General features: G+C 63.7%; 19 protein-coding genes and 1 pseudogene. 10 read left to right on the forward strand and 10 right to left on the reverse strand.

The window, feature by feature from the left end; genetic code table 11:
* Positions 1 to 42 precede the first annotated feature (42 nt).
* The gene (locus JEY66_RS18850) at positions 43 to 1182 is read left to right on the forward strand and encodes an amidohydrolase/deacetylase family metallohydrolase (RefSeq protein WP_026192953.1); all 1140 of its coding nucleotides are present in this window, start codon (positions 43 to 45) and stop codon (positions 1180 to 1182) included.
* Between the two features lie 40 nt (positions 1183 to 1222).
* The gene (plsY, locus tag JEY66_RS18855; RefSeq protein WP_018272315.1) at positions 1223 to 1876 is read left to right on the forward strand and encodes a glycerol-3-phosphate 1-O-acyltransferase PlsY; all 654 of its coding nucleotides are present in this window, start codon (positions 1223 to 1225) and stop codon (positions 1874 to 1876) included.
* A 30-nt stretch (positions 1877 to 1906) separates the two neighbouring features.
* On the opposite strand, the pseudogene JEY66_RS18860 reads toward plsY, so the two are convergent.
* The 3 genes and pseudogenes from JEY66_RS18860 to JEY66_RS18870 form a co-directional block, all read right to left on the reverse strand.
* Positions 1907 to 2071 (reverse strand): annotated as a pseudogene (locus tag JEY66_RS18860) (ABC transporter substrate-binding protein); the annotation flags it as partial.
* Positions 2071 to 3264 carry an aspartate kinase gene (locus JEY66_RS18865; RefSeq protein WP_026192952.1) on the reverse strand — a complete coding sequence of 398 codons (1194 nt, stop codon included), beginning with the start codon at positions 3262 to 3264 and terminating at the stop codon, positions 2071 to 2073. The gene JEY66_RS18865 and the pseudogene JEY66_RS18860, both read right to left, overlap by 1 nt.
* 39 nt (positions 3265 to 3303) lie before the next feature.
* Complete coding sequence (locus JEY66_RS18870; RefSeq protein WP_244620815.1) at positions 3304 to 4908, reverse strand: peptidase M15; 1605 nt, start codon at positions 4906 to 4908, stop codon at positions 3304 to 3306.
* A 17-nt stretch (positions 4909 to 4925) separates the two neighbouring features.
* On the opposite strand from JEY66_RS18870, the gene JEY66_RS18875 reads away from it, so the two are divergent.
* Together JEY66_RS18875 and JEY66_RS18880 are read left to right on the forward strand one after the other, a co-directional pair.
* The gene (locus tag JEY66_RS18875) at positions 4926 to 5177 is read left to right on the forward strand and encodes a hypothetical protein (protein ID WP_018272311.1); all 252 of its coding nucleotides are present in this window, start codon (positions 4926 to 4928) and stop codon (positions 5175 to 5177) included.
* Between the two features lie 108 nt (positions 5178 to 5285).
* A complete protein-coding gene (locus tag JEY66_RS18880) occupies positions 5286 to 5549 on the forward strand; it encodes a hypothetical protein (RefSeq protein ID WP_018272310.1) in 264 nt (87 codons plus the stop codon).
* Positions 5550 to 6246: 697 nt separating this feature from the next.
* Here JEY66_RS18880 and JEY66_RS18885 read toward each other — a convergent pair.
* From JEY66_RS18885 to JEY66_RS18895, 3 genes are all read right to left on the reverse strand, one after another.
* On the reverse strand, positions 6247 to 6900 hold the full coding sequence (locus JEY66_RS18885; RefSeq protein WP_026192950.1) for a BON domain-containing protein: 654 nt from the start codon (positions 6898 to 6900) through the stop codon (positions 6247 to 6249).
* A 72-nt stretch (positions 6901 to 6972) separates the two neighbouring features.
* On the reverse strand, positions 6973 to 7266 hold the full coding sequence (locus JEY66_RS18890) for a hypothetical protein (protein WP_370143214.1): 294 nt from the start codon (positions 7264 to 7266) through the stop codon (positions 6973 to 6975).
* Between the two features lie 314 nt (positions 7267 to 7580).
* Complete coding sequence (locus JEY66_RS18895; protein WP_018272307.1) at positions 7581 to 9191, reverse strand: ABC transporter substrate-binding protein; 1611 nt, start codon at positions 9189 to 9191, stop codon at positions 7581 to 7583.
* A gap of 353 nt (positions 9192 to 9544) precedes the next feature.
* On the opposite strand from JEY66_RS18895, the gene JEY66_RS18900 reads away from it, so the two are divergent.
* From JEY66_RS18900 to JEY66_RS18910, 3 genes are read left to right on the forward strand one after another with little or no spacing between them, the layout of a single operon-like run.
* Positions 9545 to 10405 (forward strand): FAD binding domain-containing protein, encoded by an 861-nt coding sequence (locus JEY66_RS18900; RefSeq protein ID WP_026192949.1) that lies wholly within the window; start codon positions 9545 to 9547, stop codon positions 10403 to 10405.
* A 4-nt stretch (positions 10406 to 10409) separates the two neighbouring features.
* Positions 10410 to 10892, forward strand: a complete 483-nt coding sequence (locus JEY66_RS18905; protein WP_018272305.1) for a (2Fe-2S)-binding protein — start codon at positions 10410 to 10412, stop codon at positions 10890 to 10892.
* Complete coding sequence (locus JEY66_RS18910) at positions 10889 to 13147, forward strand: xanthine dehydrogenase family protein molybdopterin-binding subunit (protein ID WP_018272304.1); 2259 nt, start codon at positions 10889 to 10891, stop codon at positions 13145 to 13147. The genes JEY66_RS18905 and JEY66_RS18910 overlap by 4 nt, the downstream gene beginning before the upstream one ends.
* 173 nt (positions 13148 to 13320) lie before the next feature.
* Here the strand turns inward: JEY66_RS18910 and JEY66_RS18915 are convergent, their stop codons facing one another.
* Positions 13321 to 14265 carry an ornithine cyclodeaminase family protein gene (locus tag JEY66_RS18915; RefSeq protein WP_018272303.1) on the reverse strand — a complete coding sequence of 315 codons (945 nt, stop codon included), beginning with the start codon at positions 14263 to 14265 and terminating at the stop codon, positions 13321 to 13323.
* A 159-nt stretch (positions 14266 to 14424) separates the two neighbouring features.
* Between JEY66_RS18915 and JEY66_RS18920 the strand changes: the two genes are divergently transcribed.
* Together JEY66_RS18920 and JEY66_RS18925 are read left to right on the forward strand one after the other, a co-directional pair.
* Complete coding sequence (locus tag JEY66_RS18920) at positions 14425 to 15165, forward strand: bestrophin-like domain (RefSeq protein ID WP_018272302.1); 741 nt, start codon at positions 14425 to 14427, stop codon at positions 15163 to 15165.
* Positions 15166 to 15424: 259 nt separating this feature from the next.
* Positions 15425 to 15811, forward strand: coding sequence for a COG4315 family predicted lipoprotein (locus JEY66_RS18925; protein WP_018272301.1), 387 nt, complete (start codon positions 15425 to 15427; stop codon positions 15809 to 15811).
* A 167-nt stretch (positions 15812 to 15978) separates the two neighbouring features.
* Here JEY66_RS18925 and JEY66_RS18930 read toward each other — a convergent pair whose 3' ends face one another.
* Complete coding sequence (locus tag JEY66_RS18930) at positions 15979 to 16560, reverse strand: HdeD family acid-resistance protein (protein WP_026192948.1); 582 nt, start codon at positions 16558 to 16560, stop codon at positions 15979 to 15981.
* Positions 16561 to 16805: 245 nt separating this feature from the next.
* Here JEY66_RS18930 and JEY66_RS18935 point away from each other — a divergent pair, with 245 nt between their 5' ends.
* Complete coding sequence (locus JEY66_RS18935) at positions 16806 to 17027, forward strand: dodecin (protein WP_026192947.1); 222 nt, start codon at positions 16806 to 16808, stop codon at positions 17025 to 17027.
* 348 nt (positions 17028 to 17375) lie between these two features.
* On the opposite strand, the gene JEY66_RS18940 is transcribed toward JEY66_RS18935, so the two are convergent.
* Entirely contained in the window at positions 17376 to 17936 is a 561-nt protein-coding gene (locus JEY66_RS18940; protein ID WP_018272300.1) for a GNAT family N-acetyltransferase, read from the reverse strand.
* 18 nt (positions 17937 to 17954) lie between these two features.
* A complete protein-coding gene (locus tag JEY66_RS18945; protein ID WP_018272299.1) occupies positions 17955 to 20312 on the reverse strand; it encodes an Orn/Lys/Arg family decarboxylase in 2358 nt (785 codons plus the stop codon).
* Positions 20313 to 20368: the final 56 nt, after the last annotated feature.

Genomic DNA, 20368 nt, shown 5'->3' on the forward strand with positions numbered 1-20368 from the left:
GGCGAACTCGACCATCGTGCCGGACCGAATCCGGAGAACACGATGCCTTTCGATTTGATCCTGCGCGGCGGACGGGTGGTCGACCCGTCGCAAAAACTCGATGCCGTGACCGATGTCGGCTTTGCCGCGGGCAAGGTCGCTGCGCTCGGCCGCGAGTTGCAAGCCGATCCCGCCACCGAGGTCCGCGACGTCTCGGGGCTGATCGTCTCACCGGGGATCATCGACCTGCACACCCATGTCTATTGGGGCGGCACCTCGCTCGGCATCGATGCGGAGGAGTTTTGCCGCAACTCCGGCGTCACCACCTCGGTCGATACCGGCAGCGCCGGCCCCGGCAATTTTGCCGGCTTCCGCAAGCATGTGATCGAGCCGAGCCAGGTCCGCATCCTCGCCTATCTGCACGTCTCGCATGCCGGCATCTTCGGCTTCTCGGATCGCGTGATGGTCGGCGAGAGCGAGGAGCTGCGGCTGATGAATCCCATCGACGCGGCGCGGGTCGCCGACGAGAACCGCGACCTGATCGTCGGCATCAAGGTGCGGGTCGGCCTGTTCGCCTCGGGCACCTCGGGGCTGGTGCCGCTCGAGATCGCGCTCGAGGTTGCCGAGCAGGTCGGCATGCCCCTGATGGCGCATATCGACCATCCGCCGCCGAGCTATGAGGAGGTGCTCGCGCGCCTGCGTCCGGGCGACGTGCTGACCCATGCGTTCCGTCCGTTCCCCAACACGCCCGCGACCGCGCAGGGCACGGTGAAGAAGGTCGTGCTGGAGGCGCGCGAGCGCGGCGTGCTGTTCGACATCGGCCACGGCAAGGGCTCGTTCGCCTTCAAGACCGCGCGCGCGATGCTCGCCAACGGCTTCTATCCCGACACCATCTCCTCCGACATCCATCAGCTCTGCATCGACGGACCGGCCTTCGACCAGGTGACGACGATGTCGAAATTCCTCTGCATGGGGATGCCGCTGCCGGACGTGATCGCGGCGTCCACCGTCAATGCCGCGATGGCGTTGCGGCGGCCGGAGCTCGGCAGCCTCAAGCCGGGCAGCGTCGGCGACGCCACGCTGCTCTCGGTCCGGCAGGGGACGTTCGACTATGTCGATGTGGTCGGCGAGCACCTGACCGGCGATCGCAAGGTCGCATCCGAAGGCGTCGTGATCGGCGGACGCTGGTGGCATCCGCGTTAGGATTGATGGACGCGCCGCCGAGGGCGTCGAGGTGACTGACATGATCTTCTGGATCGCGGGTGTGGCTGGACTGGCGATCGCCTATCTGCTGGGTTCGACGCCGACGGGGTATCTGGCGGGGAAGCTGCTCAGGGGCATCGATATCCGCCAGCATGGCTCCAAATCCACCGGGGCAACGAACGTATTGCGAACCCTCGGGAAGTGGCCCGCATTGGCGGTGCTCGTGGTTGACGTGCTGAAAGGCATGGCGGCAATCCTGTTCGCCCGCTGGTTTTATCCCTGGTTGTACACCTTGCCATCCGTCACGCCGCCGGCAGCGCTTGATCCGCAAACGTGCGTGTCGTGGGCTGTTTGCCTGACCGGACTTGCCGCGTTGCTAGGGCACGGCCGTTCGATCTGGCTGAATTTCACCGGCGGCAAATCCGCCGCGACCGGGCTCGGCGTGTTGCTGGCGATGTCCTGGCCGGTCGGCCTCGGTGCTGCGGCGGTCTTTGGCGCTGTGGTGGCTGTCTTTCGGATTGTTTCCCTCGGCTCGATGCTGGCGGCATTGACGGCGATCGTCCTCGTCTGCAGCCTCGAGCAGCCGTTGCCCTATCGCTTGCTGGTGATCGCAGGCGGCATCTACGTGATCGTGCGCCATCGTGCCAACATTCAGCGGTTGCTGGCCGGCACGGAGGCACGGCTCGGGCATTGATAAAAGGTTCGGATTTCCTCAGGGAAGGGGCTTGCGGACCTGCTCGACCGTCTTCTCCGGCGTCGCGGCATCGTCGTGGGAGATCAGATTGATCCGGCGGCCGTTGATGCCGCCCCGCTCGTTGATCATCCGGAAGTAGGCGGCCTGCACCTTGCCGATGCCAACGGGCGACGTCGTCCCTTGCCAAATTTCAACTAGATCAGCGAATGCAAAGCCATGACCGCGGCCTCACGGCTCTCCACCGGAACAAAGAAGCTTACCGAATGCGATGACAAGACATACTTGTCGGCGATGATTCCGTGACGTTGCAGAATCTGAACCGCCTTGTATGGCAGGTCCGAGGAAATGCCGCCGAAGCAAGTGAGGCTCACCGAACTCAGCGTCTCGCGCTGTTTGCGCAGGTCTTTGCTCCGTTCCAGTGTACGCAGCAACGCGTCGAGTGTCTCAGAATCGCAAGTCATCATGATGCGGGTTTTTTCGGCGGTGAAAGCCGAGGCGAGGAGTTGCGGCCAAGGCAAGCCATTTTGCTGGAGATGCCGCGCGAACTTCTCGAAGCCTTGATTGAGGTCCGCCGAATCGATCTCCACATGCTCAATGCGAGCCATCGAGTTGACGGCCAGGACTTTTCCGTTCTCCATGTCTGCGACCTCCTTCATCACTTGCGTGCTGTGTCGCGCGCCGCCCCACTTTCTCAGGACCAAAGGCACGTTTTGGCTGTGGGCCAGCTCCACGCTGCGAAAGTGCAGGACTTTGGCGCCCCAGAAGCACATTTCGGACAGGGATGCGAAATCCAGCTGACGCAAGGGTTTTGCGTCCGCGACGATGCGCGGGTCAGCCGAGCAAACTCCGTCGACCTCCTTGATAATCTCGCAGCACTCCGCCTTGAGCGCAGCAGCCATGGCGACCGCGGTGGTATCGCTGCCACCCCGGCCAAGCGTCGTGATTTCCTTGGTCAGCGGGTTCACGCCCTGAAAGCCCGCCAAAACCACGATGCGTCCACGATCGAGCTCTTCGCGCACGCGAATGGGCCGCACATCCAGAATGCGTGCGGAGGAATGGGACCCGTCGGTCATGACACCGGCCTGACTGCCGGTAAAGCTGATCGCCGGCACGCCGAGATCGGACAGCGCCATGCTCATCAAGGACATGCTGATGCGCTCGCCGGTGGTCAATAGCATATCGAGTTCGCGGCGATTGGGATGCGGGCTGACCTGATAGGCCATCCTGACGAGTTCATCGGTGGTCTTGCCCATCGCTGAAACGATCGCCACGACACGATGACCACGGCCATGCAAATCGGCGACACTGCTCGCGGCCGCGCGGATTCTTGCCGGTGTTTCGAGACAGACGCCGCCGTATTTTTGCACGATGATGGGATTGCTAGGCATTATTGCCCGCGTCGTGTTGGAACGCGCAGCTGAACCCGATCAGATCGTTCTCCCCTTCGACGCTTTTGCGGTCTTTGATCGTTTCGCTACGACCCGTACAGCGCCCCGGTCGCGCTTCTTGCGATCCGCTTCCGCGTGCTGAGCTTTCGTCCCGCCGCGGTGAGCGGCGTATTCCTTGCCGTCTATCGGCGCGACATGCGGTGGATCTCGATCGAGATACGGTCGCCCGATTCCAAAATCCGGTCCACGCGCGTCGATCCATTTCCAAAGGGCCTCGGTGGTGACCCAACGCTCCGCCCGCGTCGCGCCTTTGACGCTCACGACATCGACGGCAAGCCCGTGGCCATAGCCGCCACGGAAGCTCCCTCCATGGTATGACTTGTCGGACGCCGCCTTCAGGCCGCTCGCGATCGATTGACGGTAGTCATCACGGAACGCGCTGGTGATGCCGGGCGCCAACCCGGCCTGCTCGGCCGCGTAAAGCGCGTGAAACAGCTTGAGCTTGAAGCTCCGATCCACCCCTCCAATCACGTAGTCGATCATCGGCATGCCCATTCGCTCCGCCGCCTTCGGATCCTTCCACGTGAAATCGTTGTCGACGCGCCTGGTGAACGTCCTGGTGACAGTCACCGTCTTGCGCTTCTTCTTGACGGTCACTTTCCGCTGCTCTTGTACGCTGATCGTGTCTTGCTTCGGCGTCCGTTCGTAGAGCGCCCACAGGTATCGGTCGATGCAGACATCGACGACGAGGCACTCCTCGAAAATATCCAGGGGTCTCGCGACCTCCTCGGTGTCACCAGACACTGGAGGCAGGCTCGCCGTCGCCGCCTGCACCGGCGATGTTTCGGCCGGCAGCGTCTGCGATGAATCCGGCAACGCAGCCACGACGATTGACTTCGGCTCGCTCGAGGTCGCCGTCGCATCAGGGGGCGTCGCCGGCACCGATTCAACCGCCATCGCCGCATCGGCGTTAGCGACAGCGTTACCCATGACGGCTGCCTGCGGCGAGGCCATCCTGTCGGACGCCGGCCCCGTTACGGGTTCTGCAGCCATCGCTGCTTCAGCATTCACTTTGGTGACGTTGTCGACTGCAATGGCCTGTCGCGTATCAGCCGGTTCGGCGTTGGCGGCGAGAGATGGTGCGAGGTCCTCGATGGACACTGCGCCGGTGTTCCCGATGCCGGCAGAGCCGGCAAGCCAGGCAACGAGCCAACCTGCGAGAACGACGGTCCCGCACATTTCCGGAGTCGCAATTCGCCGCGGGTTCATCACCCCGTAGCCTCCAAAGGCTCGATCCGAGCCCTGTTGCACCGCCCAGCACGCGACGGCATCGATCATTCGGATCAAAATGGAAACGCGCAATGGGCGGAAGCCGTCGGCGCTACGCTTTTCCAGAAAGTGTTGCCCGACCGCAACGCACGGCCGCGAGCAACCCGGTACGGCGCGTGCTGCTGTGTTCGGTGATTTTTGCCAGCGATCGAGCTTTGATTCCCATTTTGGGTCAAAGCCGACCGAGCCGGGTGACTTCCGGTTCACCTCGAAGAGCCGACGTTCGCGATCGTCATGCAGACCGTCAGTTATGGGCCGATATGAGACATCGTAGGCTTGACCAGGTACGAGGGTGGCCACCAATAGAAACCCCATTCCAGGGGAGACATCGCATGAGCTTTCAGGCCGAACTTCACGAGGAAGCGGTCCATCTGCTTAACGGCAAGGGAGTACTGACGGAAAGTACAACTCCTTCCAACGACGTGAGAGTTACGTTCGGACGCTACGAACTTTGGATTTATGAGGACGGGGCAAATGTCCTAGGCCCTTCGCTAGATAAGCGCTTCGAAGTCTACGATTTTGATGACCTCGACCATCTCAAGCACTCCGCGCTGGCGTTTCTGGAAAAGCTGCTGACCGTGTAGCGCAGCAGATGGCTGGCGACGAATGTCTGCCACGGGTCAAAAGCCGCCCATAGCGACCGAGCCGGGGACTTCCGCTTCACCGAGAAGAGCGGACGTTCCCGATCGTCCATGCAGATCGTCAGCTATGGGCCAGTACCGGAAAAGCAGACCGCCGGTTCAATGATGCTCAATGATGTCACAATCGTCCGAGAGGAAGTGTTTTTCCAGAAATCTATCTACGTGAACTCGGCAGCGACGGAGTTGTCGGGAGTGAACGTCATGCACTACGACCGTATCGGTGGCCCGATCAGCCTCATCCATCGGCAGTCTGCCAAGGTCCTTCAAATGCAGGCTGAGGTCTTCAGCGAAATTTCTAATTTTGTGAATGTCTAAGGCTCGATCAGCAGCCCTGTCGCGTATACGGAATTTCAATTCGAGGGATTTCATGTTGATTTCCGAGATGTCCGGTTCGACCAATCGTTAAGGGCGAATAGCTTGTGGGTTTGCATCAAGGCGCTGCTGCACAGCCTCGAGCAGATGCTCATCTGCCAATATGGCCAAGCAGAATGACCGAACCATCGCCTTGCGGCCGGCTTTGATCGCGTCAAACCTCGAGATAGTGCTCAATGTTGGCACGCGCTACAAACTGGTCCATGTGGTCCACGGCGCCGCTCCGCCGATTGGGCCAATAAGCTAATCGGACGGAACATGCAAAATGTGCCGGCATCTTCAATGCAAAGCGCTGCCCCTGGGAAGTGAACAGACCTAGGTTTGCGAGCCAGATTTCATTTGGTTGACTGACGCTTCGAAGCCTTTTCGAAACAGGACGGCGTGGTCCGCGAAAACTGCGACGCACAGATGACTTCGCGCGAAATTCCGAACACGAGTTAGAGCTGCGTCGTTTGTGCCGAACAATCGTTCGTAATCGCGATGTGCAATCTGGAGCAACGAGCCCTCTGAAAGCGAGGCGAGTTTTTGCTCCAGATCGGGAAGGGTGAAGCCTCGTCGCACGGAGTCAACCTCCAGCAGATCGATGGAAGGCGGCTCATGAGGCGGCTCGACACGACCGCGCCGCCTCATGCACGCTACATCATCGGCCGATTGTCAGCCGGTCTTGAACGAATTGAACGCCATCCACCGACCAGGCCGCTCGCTCGACCGCCTGTCTTTCATCCCAGCAGTCCACCTTGCCTTCGAGCTTGACGTTGTTCCCATCCGTCACGTTCGCACGAATAGCGTCCGCTTCAATGTGAGCGCGGCGAGTCAGTGCTTGCTCGATTTTCTTTTTAATATCCGAAGCAATCGGCCGGGGAATGAGCTCGATATCGTTGAGCACGCCCACGACGCCGGACAATCTCCGGACCGCCTTCTCGGCAGCATTCTTCTGGAATTGCCAGGCGACCTTTCCTGTAAGAGTCACCAGCCCTTTTTGGACAGTGACCTGAACCGCATCGTCCGGGATGGTCGTGTCCCAACGAATGATACTCAACGCCCGTTTCGCGATTTCGTCGTCGGAGGTCCTTTTGTCGCTCGCGTAGCGCACTTCAATTTCCTGCGCGACGCCGTGGACGCCCTTAACGCGGCGCGCTGCCTGCTCGGCCGCAACCTTCTGCGCATAGCTCGGAACATGGCCCGTCAAGGTCACAACACCATCGTCCGCTACAACACCAATGTTCGCTGAATCGATGCTGGGCTCGAAATCGAGTTCATCGAGAACCATCTGCTGCAATTGGCGATTGTCCATGATCAAGTCTCCATATGCATAATTTAAAGTATGGATGAGGCATCCCAACACGACGTTGACATGCGTCAATATCTAGGAGGGAAACTCTGCATCCAAAACGCAGAACCGATCTGCGTGGATCGACCAATCTTTCAGGCGCTCCGCTTCGCAGAACTTTGTCTTCGCCAGTTCGGCTGCGCTGCATTGGTTTGGTGCGTCTACTTCAATAAAACGTTGGCAAATCTCGGCTTCCCGTCCATTGTCACCCGAAACCGTTTTCATAAAGCGCACGATATATCGAGGCATTTTCATCACTCCGCCGAAAAGCCAAGTCGCCCTGTGCTCATCATGCGACGGGTGAACCGGCAAGGCTTTGACGTCGATCAACGAGATCTGACAGCAAGTGAGCTATGCTTAGTCTACGTTGCCGAGCTGGCCAGCCTATTTGTCCACCGACCGCAACGAGGATCGCTTCATACTAAGCAGATCCGGGAGGTCGCCTTGCTGGCGGCCTCCCTTTTTCTCAGGGGGGCGGTCATTCCTTCAACGCTCGCGGCCCCACCGGCCGTTAACACGATTTCGGAATATTGGAAATATGTCACTGAGTTGCCCGACGTGTCAAGCTGCTTTGTCGAACGCCGGCCGCCGCCAGCTCCTTTGCATGGGGTTGTTTTCGATATTTTGGCCGCGCGCAGCTGCAGCTATTCGGTCTTGTCGACGTTCCAGAACACAGGCGGCGCCGGGCCTTCCAGCACGCCGGTGAGCGATTTGCGCCAGGCGCTCGGCAAGCGGAACTGGCCGAGCGGGATATAGATCACCTGCTCGTAGGCTTGCTTTTGAATCTCGACCGCGACCTTCTTCTGCTCCTCGGGCGAGGTGGCGCGCGCATAGGTGTCGCGCATCTGCTCGAGCTTGGCGTCTTCGGGCCAGCCGAACCAGGCTCGCTTGCCGTTGGCGGCGATCTGGTTGTTGACGATCGGGTTCATCACCTCGGTCGCGCCGGTGAAGGTGAAGAACAGGTTCCAGCCGCCTTCCTTGGGCGGCTTCTGGCTGGCGCGGCGGCTCACCACGGTCTGCCAGTCCGTCACCTGCGCGTCGACGTTGAAGCCGGCCGCGCGCAACAGCTGCGCCGCGACGGTCGGCGGCCCCTTCAGCGTCTGCACGTCGCCGGGGATCATGATCACGACGGGCGTGCCGTCATAGCCCGAGGCGGCGAGCGCCTTCTTCGCCTCGGCCATGCCGTTGCCCTTGATCAGCGTCTCCGCGCCGGCGTCGCTGGCGAGCGGCGTGTCACAGGCGAAATAGGAGCCGCAGATCTCGTAGTATTTGGCGTTGCCGACGGTGGCGTCGAGCACGTCCTTCTGGTTCATCGCCAGGAAGGCCGCGCGGCGGATTTTGGGGTTGTCGAACGGCGGGTGCAGGAAATTCATCCGGCCCTCGATCTGGAAGCCGAACCTGTTCAGCACGGCCACGGTGAGATCGGAGTTGGCCTCGAGCACCGGCAGCAGGTCGACCGACGGCTGCTCCAGGAAGTCGATCTCGCCGGATTGCAGCGCGTTGATCGCGGTCTGCGCGTCGGGCATCGTGACCCATTCGACGCGATCGACCTTCGCGACCTTGCCGCCCGACAGCCAATCCGGCTTGTCCTTGCGCGGCACGTAGTCGGCGTTGCGCTCATAGACGGCTTTGACGCCCGGCTGGAATTCCGCGCTGACGAATTTGAACGGCCCGCAACCGATCTGCTCGGCGATCTGCTTGCCCGGCGGCGTCTCCGCGAGCCGCTTCGGCATCATGAAGGCAACGTAGGAGGAGGGCTTTGCCAGCGACTCCAGCACGAGGCCGTACGGCTCCCTGAGCTTGAGCATGATCGTCTTCGGCCCGCTCGCCTCGAGGGAAGCGGTGAATTCGGCCAGCTTCTGCGCCATGCCGTCGACGGCGGTCCAGCGCTTCAGCGAGGCGATGCAGTCCTCCGCGGTGACGGGCGCGCCGTCGTGCCATTTCAAGCCGTCGCGCAGCGTGAAGGTGTAGGTGAGCCTGTCGTCGGAGATCGCCCAGTCCGCCATTTGCGGGCGGACCTTGAAGCTTGAATCGATGCCGAGCAGCGTGTCGTAGACCATGTAGCCATGGTCGCGGGTGATGTAGGCGGTGGTGAAACCGGGATCGATGATGCGCAGGTCCGAATGCATCACTGCGGTGATGGTCTTGCCCTTGCCGGCGGCAAGGGCGCGCGATGACAGGATGGCCGGCGCCGCGATCGCCGGCGGCACGCCGGCCGCAAGCTTGAGGAGCGTTCTGCGCGAAACATCGACCATTCGCCGTCCCCCGATTTGTCGTTGCGCCGGCATGCATGCCGCAGCGAGCCGCATGCTTCACCAATCCGTGACGCAAAGCAAGCAAGGGCCATGCCGCTGATCTCTGAATCTCGGCGCAGGTTCGCGCGGACAGGTGACGTGGAACGTCCGATGACCTTCGGCGGCGCCGCCGCCGGCACCGCACAAGTCCGCATCCTGCATAGGAGCCTGCGTTTCCTGCCGCACCTCGCAGGCTGTTCGGACCCCGATCCGCCGTGTAGGCTCGCGCTCTGCCGGCCAGCAATAAGGCTACATCCCGCAAATCTTAAGGGAACAAGCAGTCGAGGGAGACCGAAAGAACCGTCATGACCGATATCCGATACGTAGCACCGCGCACGCTTGACGAAGCGATTGGCGCATTTGCTGCCGCCGGGAGTGCCGCCCGCATTATGGCAGGGGGCACCGACTTATTGGTGCAAATGCGCTCCGGCCTGGTGCGGCCGGGACTGATCGTCGACATCAAGAAAATCGGCGAGATGACCGAAATCAGCGAAACCGCCGATGGCGGTTTCCGCGTGGGCGCCGCCGTCTCCGGCATGGAGCTCGCCGAGCACGCGCGCTTCGGCAAGGTGTGGCCCGGCGTGCTCGAGGCCGTGAACCTGATCGGCTCAAAGCAGGTGCAGGGCCGCGCCTCCGCCGGCGGCAATCTCTGCAACGGCTCACCGGCCGGCGACAGCGTGCCGGCGATGATTGCGGCGGGCGCCGTCGTCACCGTGCAGGGTCCGAACGGCCGGCGGGACATGAAGGTTGAGGATGTGCCGGCCGGACCTGGCCGCACCAACCTCAAGCCGGGCGAGATCCTGGTCAGCTTCACCTTACCGCCGCGGCCGAAAGGCTCGGGTGACGCTTACCTGCGGATGATCCCGCGCACCGAGATGGACATTGCGGTGGTCGGCATCGGCGTCAGCCTGACCCTGAAGGATGGTGTCTGTACCGCGGCCCGCGTCGGCCTCGGCGCGGTGGCGCCGACCGCGCTGCTGGTTGCGCCGGCGGCGAAGGCGCTGATCGGCTCGAAGCTCGACGATGCCGCGCTCGAAGCCGCGGCCGCCGCGTGCCGCGCCGCCTGTCGTCCGATCGACGACAAGCGCGGCACCATCGCTTACCGGACCAAAACCGCCGGCGTGCTGCTCAAGCGCACCGCCGCGATCGCCGCCCAGCGCGCCGGAGGACACTAGCACCATGGCGAAACTGCACGTCACCACCTCAGTCAATGGCGAGCCGGTCGAATTCCTGTGCGAGCCGTACGAGACCATGCTCGACGCGCTGCGCGGGCAATTGGGGCTCACCGGCTCCAAGGAGGGCTGCGCGTCGGGCGATTGCGGCGCCTGCTCGATCACGCTCGACGGCCGCCTGGTCTGCTCCTGCCTGATGCTCGCGGCCGAAGCCGAGGGCCACGAGATCAGGACCATCGAGGGCATGGCCAGGGGCGAGAAGCTGCATCCGCTGCAGCAGAAGTTCCTCGAGCATGCCGCGCTTCAGTGCGGCATCTGCACCTCGGGCATGCTGGTCGCCTCCGAGGCGCTGCTCGCCAAAAATTCCAATCCGACCGAAGAGGAAGTCCGCTTCTGGCTGGCCGGCAATCTCTGCCGGTGCACCGGTTACGACAAGATCGTCCGCGCGGTGATGGAGACCGCTGCCGAAATGCGGGAGATGCGCCCATGAACGTCGTCAACAACAAATGGATCGGCCAACGCACCATCCGGCCGGATGGCGTCGACAAGGTGACGGGCCGCGCGGCGTTTGCCGCCGACACCACCATGCCCGGCATGATCTGGGGCAAGGTGCTGCGCAGCCCGCATCCGCACGCCCGCATCAAGTCGATCAACACCGCCAAGGCCGAGGCGTTGCCCGGCGTCAAGGCGGTGGTCACCGCGCGCGACATCGTCGATTTCACGATCGAGAAGGGTGCCGTCATGCTCGGCATCCAGGACATGCGCTGGATGTGCCGCAACGTGATGGCGCGCGACAAGGCGCTGTTCCCCGGCCATCCCGTCGCCGCCGTGGCCGCGACCACGGAGGCGATCGCGGCGGAAGCCTGCAAGCTGATCGAGGTCGACTACGAGGTGCTGCCGTGGGCGATCGAGATCGATGACGCGCTAATGCCTGATGCGCCGATCCTGCACGAGTTCAACAAATTCGACGGCAAGCCCTCGAACATCATGGGCCGGCTCGAATCCAGGAAGGGCGACATCGCGCAGGGCTTCAAGGACGCCGAAGTCGTCATCGAGCGTTCCTTCACCACGCGCCCGGTGCACCAGGGCTATATCGAGCCGCATGCCTGCCTGATCTCGGTCGCCGCCGACGGCAAGACCACGATCTGGTCGTCGAGCCAGGGCCAGTTCATGGTGCGCGCGATGACCTCGATGCTCACAGGCATCCCGCAGAGCGACATCCGCGCCATCCCCGCCGAGATCGGCGGCGGTTTTGGCGGCAAGACCATCGTCTATCTCGAGCCGCTCGCAACCCTGCTCGCCAAAAAATCCGGCCGCCCGGTCAAGATGGTGATGACCCGCGAGGAGGTGATGCGCGCCACGGGACCGACCTCGGGCTCGAAGAGCACGGTGAAGATCGGCGCCAAGAAGGACGGCACCATCGTCGCCGCCCACGGCAGCTTCTATCTGCAGGCCGGCGCCTTCCCGGGTTCGCCGATCCGCGGTGCGGTCGGGTGCAGCTTCGCGCCCTACGACATTCCGCACGTGCTGTCGGAAGGCTTCGACGTCTGCTCCAATCGCTCCAAGGTCGCGGCCTATCGCGCGCCCGGCGCGCCGATCGGCGCCTATGCCGTCGAATGCGTGCTCGACGAGCTCGCAGAAAGCCTCAAGATGGATCCGCTGGCGCTGCGGCTGAAGAACGCGGCGAAGGAAGGCACCAAGGCCGCCCACGGCCCGGTGTTCCCGCGCATCGGCTATATCGAGACGCTGGAAGCCGCGAAGAACCATCCACACTATGCCGCGCCGCTCGGCAAACTGCAGGGCAGGGGCGTCGCCTCCGGCTTCTGGTTCAACGCCGGCGGTGAATCCTCCGCGCAGGTCAACATCACCGAGGACGGCAACGTCGTCGTCACGACAGGGCACCCCGACATCGGCGGTTCGCGCGCCGGCATCGCCAACATCTGCGCCGAGCTGCTCGGCATCGACTACAAGCGCGTCTCCGTCATCATCGGCGACACCCAGACGGTCGGCTTCTCCAACCTCACCGGCGGCAGCCGCGTGCTGTTCGCCTCCTCGATGGTGGTGACGCAGGCGGCCGACAAGGTGATCGCGACCTTGCGCGAGCGCGCGGCGAAGATCTGGGAGATCGACCCTGAAGCCGTGAAGTGGGAAAACGGCGCCGCGCATCCGGTCAGTCCGAATGCCGGCCAGTTCGAGCCGTTGACGCTCGCCGACCTCGCCGAGAAGGCGCCGTCGCAGGGCGGCCCGATCGGCGCCAGCGTGCAGCTCAACACGCAAGGAGCGGAGGGCGGCTTCGGCACCCATATCTGCGACGTCGAGGTCGATGTCGATCTCGGCATCGTCAGGGTGATCCGCTACACCGCGGTGCAGGATGTCGGCCGCGCCATCCATCCGAGCTATGTCGAGGGCCAGCTGCAAGGCGGCGTCGCACAGGGCATCGGCTGGGCGCTGAACGAGGAGTACATCTACAACAAGGACGGCAAGGTCGATAATCCGGGCTTCCTCGATTATCGGATGCCGGTCTGTTCCGACCTGCCGATGCTCGACTGCGCGCTGGTCGAGGTGCCGAACCCGAAGCATCCGCAGGGCGTCAAGGGCGTCGGCGAAGTGCCGCTGGTGCCGGTCATGGCCGCCGTCGCCAACGCCGTCCACAACGCGCTCGGCAAACGCTTCTACAGCCTGCCGATGTCGCCGCCGAAAGTGTCGGAGGTGCTGGACGCACCGACGCAGCAGGCCGCGGAGTAGGGAGTGGTGGGCGGGTTGCGGTTCGCAAGCCGCCCTGCGGTTCTACAGCGGTTGCCGCGTAGCCCGGATGAGCGAAGCGATATCCGGGGAGGGTGTTCCCGTATGTCGCGGCCCGTCATCGGGCGCACGTTCGTGCGACCCGTTGGCTCATGCGGGCTACTGAATAGTTCCGCTCACCTTAGCTCCTTCCCCAGCTGCGCAAACACCGTCTCGCAGGTCATCAGATCCAGATGCCCGCCGCCGGCGTTCTTGAAGAAGGTGATGTCGCTATCCGACAGCCGGCCGGCGACGGTGCCGCTCGCGAGGTCGTAGTGATCGCCGAGCACATCGGTCTCCTTGATCGCGCCGCCCGCAATCGGTTGCAAAATGTCGCCGACGCCGTCGAAGGCGGATTCGCGGCGGTCGACAAAGATGCGCGAACGCCGCGCCGCCTCGTCGTCGGACTCGCGGGTCTCCGGGGTGAAGCCGCCGACCAGATCGAGATGGGTGCCGGGCCTTAAATTGGCGCCCTTGACCAGCGGCTCGCGCGAGCGGGTGCATGTGGTGATAATATCGGCCTCGCGGGTCGCGGCGTCGAGATCGGTGACGGCTTCTGTGGCGATGCCGTCGCCTTCCAGCAGCGTCGCAAGCTCCTGCGCGCGCTCCACCGTCCGGTTCCAGACCCGCACCCGCTTCAGCTGCGGCCGCACGGTGCGGTGGCCGCGCACCAGCCAGCGCGCCATCTCGCCGGCGCCGACCACCAGCAGCGTCTCGGCATCCGGCCGCGCCAGGTGTTTTGCGCCGAGCGCGGAGTCCGCGGCGGTCTTCCAATGGGTGATCTCGGCGGCGTCCATCACCGCGAGCGGACGCCCGTCATTGCCGTCGAACAGCACGCAGACCGCCTGCACCGCCGGCAGCTTGCCGTGGGCGAGGTTGCCCGGAAAACTGGTGTAGAGCTTGGTCATCATGAAGCGGCCGGCATCGACCGCGCTGCGCGTCACCAGCTGCTGGCCCTTGTCGTCGCCGAGATAGCTGTCGTGCACCGCGATCTTCGGCCGCCGGTGCGCGACCTCGATCGCCTCGATCAGGACCGGAAAGCTCAGGACGCGGTTGACCTCGCTGTCGTCGACGATATGCACGTGCTATCTCCCCTGGAGCGCCCCTCGCGCTCTCGCCGGACGTTCCCGAAACCTGTCCGGACTGGATAGCGCGTGGGGACGGCTAGTCAACCGGACATGCACCATTGGGCGTCCCTTGCTATCCTGCGGACCTGATTCTCTCGCAGGTTTTCGCAAGCCGTGGTTGCATTCATCGTCGCCGTCCTGATCTTCATCCTGCTCGGCGGCGCCGCGCTTGCGACCATGGCGATCCATGCCCGGCTCGCCGATCATCACCGCAGCGACGAGACAAACACCTCGGTACGCCTGGTCGCGACGCTGTTCGTCACCATGCCGTCGCTGCTGCTTGGCCTGATGATGAATAGTGCCGCCAACACCTATGTGGCGGTCGATCGCAATCTGCATGTCTTCGCCACCGATCTCATCCTGCTCGACCGCAGCCTGCGGCCGCTCGGCCCAAGCGCCGACGAGCCGCGCAAGCGGCTGCTCGCCTATGTCGAGCAGGTGCTCAAGGATGTTCCGATCTCCAGGGCAAGCGCGGTGTCCGAGCGTCTGCTCGACGAGGTCGGCACCAGCCTGCGCGAGCTGCGGTTCGACGACGAGCAGAAGGTCGCGCTGTGGAACGACGCCCGGTCGGTCTACCGGCAGGCGGTGCAGCAGCGCTGGACCTTCGTCGAGCAGTCCGACGGCTCGTTTCCGTCGCCGCTGATCTGCATCCTGGTCGGGTGGCTGACGCTGATGTTCGCAACGCTGGGCTTTCGCGCGCCGCGCAACGCAGTGGTGATCTCGACCACCGTCGCCGCCGCGGCGCTGATCTCGGCCGCGATCTATCTGATCCTCGAAATGAGCACGCCGTTCTCCGGCCCGATCCAGCTCTCCGACCGCCCGCTGGTGCGCGCGGTCGAGGAAATCAGGCGGTAGCACATTCGGTGCTGTAGCCCGGATGAGCCAACGGGTCGCGCGAACGCGCGCCCGATGACAGGCTCCGCGATATCCGGGGCGGCTCCCGCATGTCGCTCCGCTCATGCGGGCTACGCGACGGTATCGGCACGCGCCTGCGGCTTTATTCCCCTCGCATTGGTCGCCGTCCCGAAAATTCTTCACGCGCGATCAGCGGAATAGTGCGCGCCCTCCGGCGTCCTAACGCATGCAAGCCATTTGCATTCGAACAGGAGACATCATGAAGACATCGATCTCGCTCGCGCTCGCCGCCGCCGCGTCGCTTGCGCTCGCCTCGACCGCCTTTGCCGCGCCGCCGACCAAGACCGGAACCACCGCGAAGGGCTCCGTCCTCACCGACGCCAAGGGCATGACGCTCTACACCTTCGACAAGGATTCAGAAGGTAAGTCGGCCTGCAACGGCCCGTGTGCGACGAACTGGCCGGTCTTGAAGGCGGACGCCAGCGACAAGGCTGAAGGCGGCTACACCATCATCTCGCGTGACGACGGCTCCAAGCAGTGGGCCTACAAGGGCAAGCCGCTCTATACCTTCGCCAAGGACCAGAAGGCCGGCGACATCACCGGCGACGGCTTCCTCAACGGCGCCTGGCACCTCGCGCAGCCCTGAGCGCTTGCAGGCGGATTGAACGTGGGGCGGGTTACCGCAAGCGCAACCCGCCGTCTCTCCGCACGCATACATGCGGCGGGTTACGCGGAGCCTGCCATCGGGCCGCCCTGCGCGCGGACCCGTTGGCTAACCCGCCATGCGATCCTGCCTGAAGCGACGATCGCGCCTCACGCCCTGCGCTTCAGCGCCATGCCCATGCTGATCCAGCTCACGCCGGCGCAGATCAGATCGACGCTGAGGAAAATGCCGAGCACGTAGAGGCTCGACACCGGCCAGCGCGCCAGGATCATGGCGCCGAGCACGAGCGTGATCAGGCCGGAGATCGCAACCATTCCCCACGGCGCTTCCGAGTTCATGCCGAAGGCGAGGAAGATGCGGACGATGCCGGAGACCACGAGCGCTACGCCGAGGAACAGCGTTAGCGTCGCCGCCGCGAGCAGCGGGTTCTCGAAGGTGACGAAGCCGGCGACGACATAGAGCGCGCCGAGCAGCAGCCAGAACAGGAACTTGCCCCAGGTCTTGAACTGAAACGCGTTGATGATCTCGGCGACGCCGGCGACGATCATCATGGCGCCGACGAACAGCACGCTGACGACGGTGGCGAAGAAGACGCTGCCGAAGGCGAGCACGCCGGCGATCAGGTAGATCACGCCGAGGGCGACGATCCAGCCCCACTTGGCGCGGAGGTTGGAAAGCCCGGATCCGAGGCTGTGAGGAGGTGTGGCGGGTGAGCTGGACGCAGTGGACATCGTATCGCTCCCGAATACTTGATGAAACCATGCTACCATAGGTCAAGGCACGGACAAGGGCGGGTGCGCAGCTGGCACGAAATGCATGCTGGCACCAAAGGCGTCGCGACACGTTTGATTCAATTCGTCCGGCATGTTGCCGCGCAGCATTCGCCGGTTTGACGACGGCCGGCCCGCATCGGACGATGGACTGTCCGGACCGCAGCGCAAGCGGTTCGGATCGCGCAGCCACAGAGGAGGTCGACATGCCCGCCACGCACGACAAGGATCACGTTTACAAAATCCTGGAACTGGTCGGATCATCGGACAAGAGCATCGAGGCGGCGATCGAGAACGCCGTCAGCCGCGCGTCAAAGACGATCCGGGAAATGAAGTGGTTCGAGGTGGTGCAGACGCGGGGCCATATCGAGGACGGCAAGATCCGGCACTACCAGGTGGCGCTGCGGGTCGGCTTTACGCTGGAGTAGGGCGGCCTTAGTTCGTCATTCACCGGTGCGCAATTCGAACGCGAACCTGCGCCCCACTATGCTGTCATCGCCCGGCTTGACCGGGCGATCCAGTACGCCGGGGCCTCTCGGTTCAAGCACGGCCGTCCCTGGAATACTGGATCACCCGCTTTCGCGGGTGATGACACCGCGCTGTTTGACGTCCTGAATTGCGACGCATCCTCATCGTCGTCCCGGCGTAGGCCGGGACCCATAACCACCGAAGGTCGTTGGTACGCGCGCTGGGACCACAGCCTTTCTCACCAACCAAATCCTGTGGTTATGGGTCCTGGCTTTCGCCAGGACGACGAATGGAAAGTGTCGTCCCCGTCACCGTCGCGACAGCGGCGCGGGCGGCGGCGGGGCGGTGGCGCCGGCGGCGAGGGAGCGCTGCACCATCACGGTGTCGGACCAGCGGCCGTAGCGATAGGCGACACCGGGCAAATGCCCGACGCGGGCGAAGCCGAAGCGGTCGTGCAGCGCGAGCGAGGCGGCGTTGTCGCTGTCGATGTAGCCGATCATCTGGCGGAAGCCGGCGGCGGCGCAGGTGTCGATCAACTCCTGCAGCAGCCGGCCGCCGACGCGCTGGCCGGTGAAGCGGTGATGCACATAGATCGAATGCTTCACCGTGTAGCGGTAGGCCGGACGCTTGCGGAACAGCACGACATAGGCGTAGCCGACCACCTCGCCGTCACAGATCGCGACGAGATGGGGCAGGCGGGTGTTGCGCAGATTCTTGCGGCGGTCGCGCAGATCGTCGGGCTCCGGCGTGCCGCTGTCGTCGACGCTCTCCTCGACGCCGCGGCGGATGTGGTGGCGGTAGATCGACAGCATGGCGTCGACGTCGCCGTCGCGGGACGGGCGGACGGTGATCTTGTGATCATTCTCCATTGTGTTGCGTCCGTTCGCCTATTCGGACACGACATAGGTGTAGAAGCGGACGCGGCCGGAGTCGTCGATCTCCTTGTAGATGCCCTGGACTTCGACCTCGAAGCCCGGGAACGCATTGAAGCTCGCCTCGAACATCTTCAGATAATCGATCATCGGCTTGCTGCGTTCCGACAGCCGCTCGCCGGGCACGATGGTGGCAATGCCGGGTGGGTAGACCACAAACGGCGTCGCGGCGACGCGGCCGAAGATCTGGTCGATCGGCAGATAGTCGACATCGTTGCGGATGAGATATTGTGCGGCCTGGCGCGGCGACATCGCGATCTCGGGCAGGTGCTCGGGCAGGAATTGCCTGGCCTGCAGCGTGCTGACGCCGCCGTCGCGGAAGAAGCGGTGCATGTCGCCGCAGAGGTCGCGCAGCCGCACCCCGCTATAGCGTTGCGGGCGGCGGCGGAAGAATTCGGGGATGACGTCCTCGATCAGCGCGTTGTCGTCGTGCAGCTTCTTGAAGGCGACCAGCCCCGACACCAGCGTGCCGGCCTTGCTGGCCTCGACGCCGGGCGTCAGCAGGAACAGCAGGGAGTTGAGGTCGTTCTTCTCGGCGACGATCTGGTTCTCGCGGAGATATTGCGCCACCACCGGCGCGGGGATGCCGTGATCGGCATAGGCGCCGGTGGCGTGATCGAAGCCCGGCGTCAGCAATGTGAGCTTGTTCGGGTCGGTCATGGCGAAGCCCGCGGTCAGCTCGGGGAAGCCGTGCCAGGTTTCGCCGGGACTGAGCTGCCAGTAGGACGGATTGGTCGCGAGCTGGTCGGTCGAGATCGTCTCCCAGGCGACATTGTGCACGCCGTTCTCGCGCGCGACGTCGGGGATCATGACGCGATCCGGCACGAACGGCTCGAAGAACCAGCGCCGCTCGGCCCGCGTCTCCTTCTCCTCGAACTCGCGCTTCACGGCGCGGATCTTCTTGCGCAATTCGATGCCGAGCCGGATCGTGTCGTCCCACAAGACTTCGCCGGAACGGCCCTTCATCATCTGAGCGCCGACATCGAGCGAGGCGAAGATCGGATAGAACGGCGAGGTCGAGGCGTGCTGCATGAAGCTTTCGTTGAAGCGGCGGTGCTCGACCCGGCGCTTCTGGCCCTTGATGTGGCGGTCGCGGATGTGGATCTGCGAGGCCTGCGAGAAGCTCGCGAGCTGCTTGTGGGTCGATTGGGTCGCGATGATGCCGGGCGCCTCGGGGCCGAGATCGGACAGTCCCATGGCGAAGCGGCCGGCATAGATCGGGTGGAATTTCATGAAGCCGGCCCAGGCCTCGTCGAACAGGATATAGTCGCAGAGATGGCCGATCCGCTTGAGGATCATCTCGGCCGAGTGGATGGTGCCGTCATAGGTGCACTGCTCGACCACCGCGACGCGGAACGGACGCTCCTTCTTCCAGGCGTTCTCGTCCCTCACCAGCGGATGCTTGCGGATGTGATCGCGCAGCGTGCCCTCGTCGAGCAGGTCCCAGCGCATCGGGCCGATCAGGCCCCAGGCGTTGCGCACCGTCGGCACATAGACCGGGATGCCGCCGCCGATCAGCAGCGCGCCGTGATGCGCGGCCTTGTGGTTGTTGCGGTCGAACAGCACGAGGTCGCCGTCGGTAACCAGCGAGCCGAGCGCGACCTTGTTGGAGGTCGAGGTGCCGTTGAGCACGAAATAGGTCTTCTCGGCGCCGAAGATCCTCGCCGCCTCCTTCTGCGCCCGCAGCGCCGGGCCCTCATGGGTGAGGAGGTCGCCGAGGTCGAGCACGGAATTGTCGAGGTCGTCGCGAAACACCGCTTCGCCGAGATGTTCGACGAACACCCGTCCGATCGGGCTGCGGCTGTAGAACACGCCGCCGTTATGGCCCGGGCATGTCCAGAGCTGGTTGCCTTCCTCGGCATAGTCGACCAGCGCGCCGAAGAACGGCGTCTTCAAATTCTCGGCATATTGCTTCAGCCTGGAGATCAGGTTCTTGGCGATGAAGGGCGGAGTTTCCTCGGACAGGAACACGTAGCCGTCGATGAAGTCGAGCACCTCGACCGGCAGGTCCTCGAACCGCTTGCGGCGGATCAGGAGGATGATTGGGAAGTCGAGGCCGCGCCGGCGCATCAGGTTGATCAGTGCCGCGGTCTTGCCCTCAAGCCCCTTCTTGCCCCAATCGACCACCATGCAGCCGATCGCGGCATCGGTCTGCACCGCGATCTCGGCATCCTCCAGCTTGCGGGCGCGAACCACCTCGAAGCCGGAGCGCTCGATCTCGGCGATGATCTGGTTGAAGCGGATGCCCTCGAGGTCGTCGGCCTCGAACACCGGTGCTGCGAACAGGAAGTTGAAGCGTTTGAAATAGTCCATGCGTGTCCCCGAACTGGTCCGGCGCTGACGTGTCGGCACAATTCATGACAGGCAGA

This window comes from Bradyrhizobium elkanii USDA 76, from assembly GCF_023278185.1.
GTDB classification, from domain to species: Bacteria; Pseudomonadota; Alphaproteobacteria; order Rhizobiales; family Xanthobacteraceae; genus Bradyrhizobium; species Bradyrhizobium elkanii.

Bases quoted from the DNA above. Each gene is read 5' to 3' on its own strand.
- JEY66_RS18925 (WP_018272301.1), top strand. From the start codon at position 15,425: ATGAAGACATCGATCTCGCTCGCGCTCGCCGCCGCCGCGTCGCTTGCG.
- JEY66_RS18885 (WP_026192950.1), bottom strand. From the start codon at position 6,900: ATGGACAATCGCCAATTGCAGCAGATGGTTCTCGATGAACTCGATTTC.
- JEY66_RS18880 (WP_018272310.1), top strand. From the start codon at position 5,286: ATGCAGATCGTCAGCTATGGGCCAGTACCGGAAAAGCAGACCGCCGGT.
- JEY66_RS18940 (WP_018272300.1), bottom strand. From the start codon at position 17,936: ATGGAGAATGATCACAAGATCACCGTCCGCCCGTCCCGCGACGGCGAC.
- JEY66_RS18895 (WP_018272307.1), bottom strand. From the start codon at position 9,191: ATGGTCGATGTTTCGCGCAGAACGCTCCTCAAGCTTGCGGCCGGCGTG.
- JEY66_RS18865 (WP_026192952.1), bottom strand. From the start codon at position 3,264: ATGCCTAGCAATCCCATCATCGTGCAAAAATACGGCGGCGTCTGTCTC.
- plsY (WP_018272315.1), top strand. From the start codon at position 1,223: ATGATCTTCTGGATCGCGGGTGTGGCTGGACTGGCGATCGCCTATCTG.
- JEY66_RS18905 (WP_018272305.1), top strand. From the start codon at position 10,410: ATGGCGAAACTGCACGTCACCACCTCAGTCAATGGCGAGCCGGTCGAA.
- JEY66_RS18930 (WP_026192948.1), bottom strand. From the start codon at position 16,560: ATGTCCACTGCGTCCAGCTCACCCGCCACACCTCCTCACAGCCTCGGA.
- JEY66_RS18935 (WP_026192947.1), top strand. From the start codon at position 16,806: ATGCCCGCCACGCACGACAAGGATCACGTTTACAAAATCCTGGAACTG.
- JEY66_RS18910 (WP_018272304.1), top strand. From the start codon at position 10,889: ATGAACGTCGTCAACAACAAATGGATCGGCCAACGCACCATCCGGCCG.
- JEY66_RS18945 (WP_018272299.1), bottom strand. From the start codon at position 20,312: ATGGACTATTTCAAACGCTTCAACTTCCTGTTCGCAGCACCGGTGTTC.
- JEY66_RS18870 (WP_244620815.1), bottom strand. From the start codon at position 4,908: ATGGGGTTTCTATTGGTGGCCACCCTCGTACCTGGTCAAGCCTACGAT.
- JEY66_RS18875 (WP_018272311.1), top strand. From the start codon at position 4,926: ATGAGCTTTCAGGCCGAACTTCACGAGGAAGCGGTCCATCTGCTTAAC.
- JEY66_RS18850 (WP_026192953.1), top strand. From the start codon at position 43: ATGCCTTTCGATTTGATCCTGCGCGGCGGACGGGTGGTCGACCCGTCG.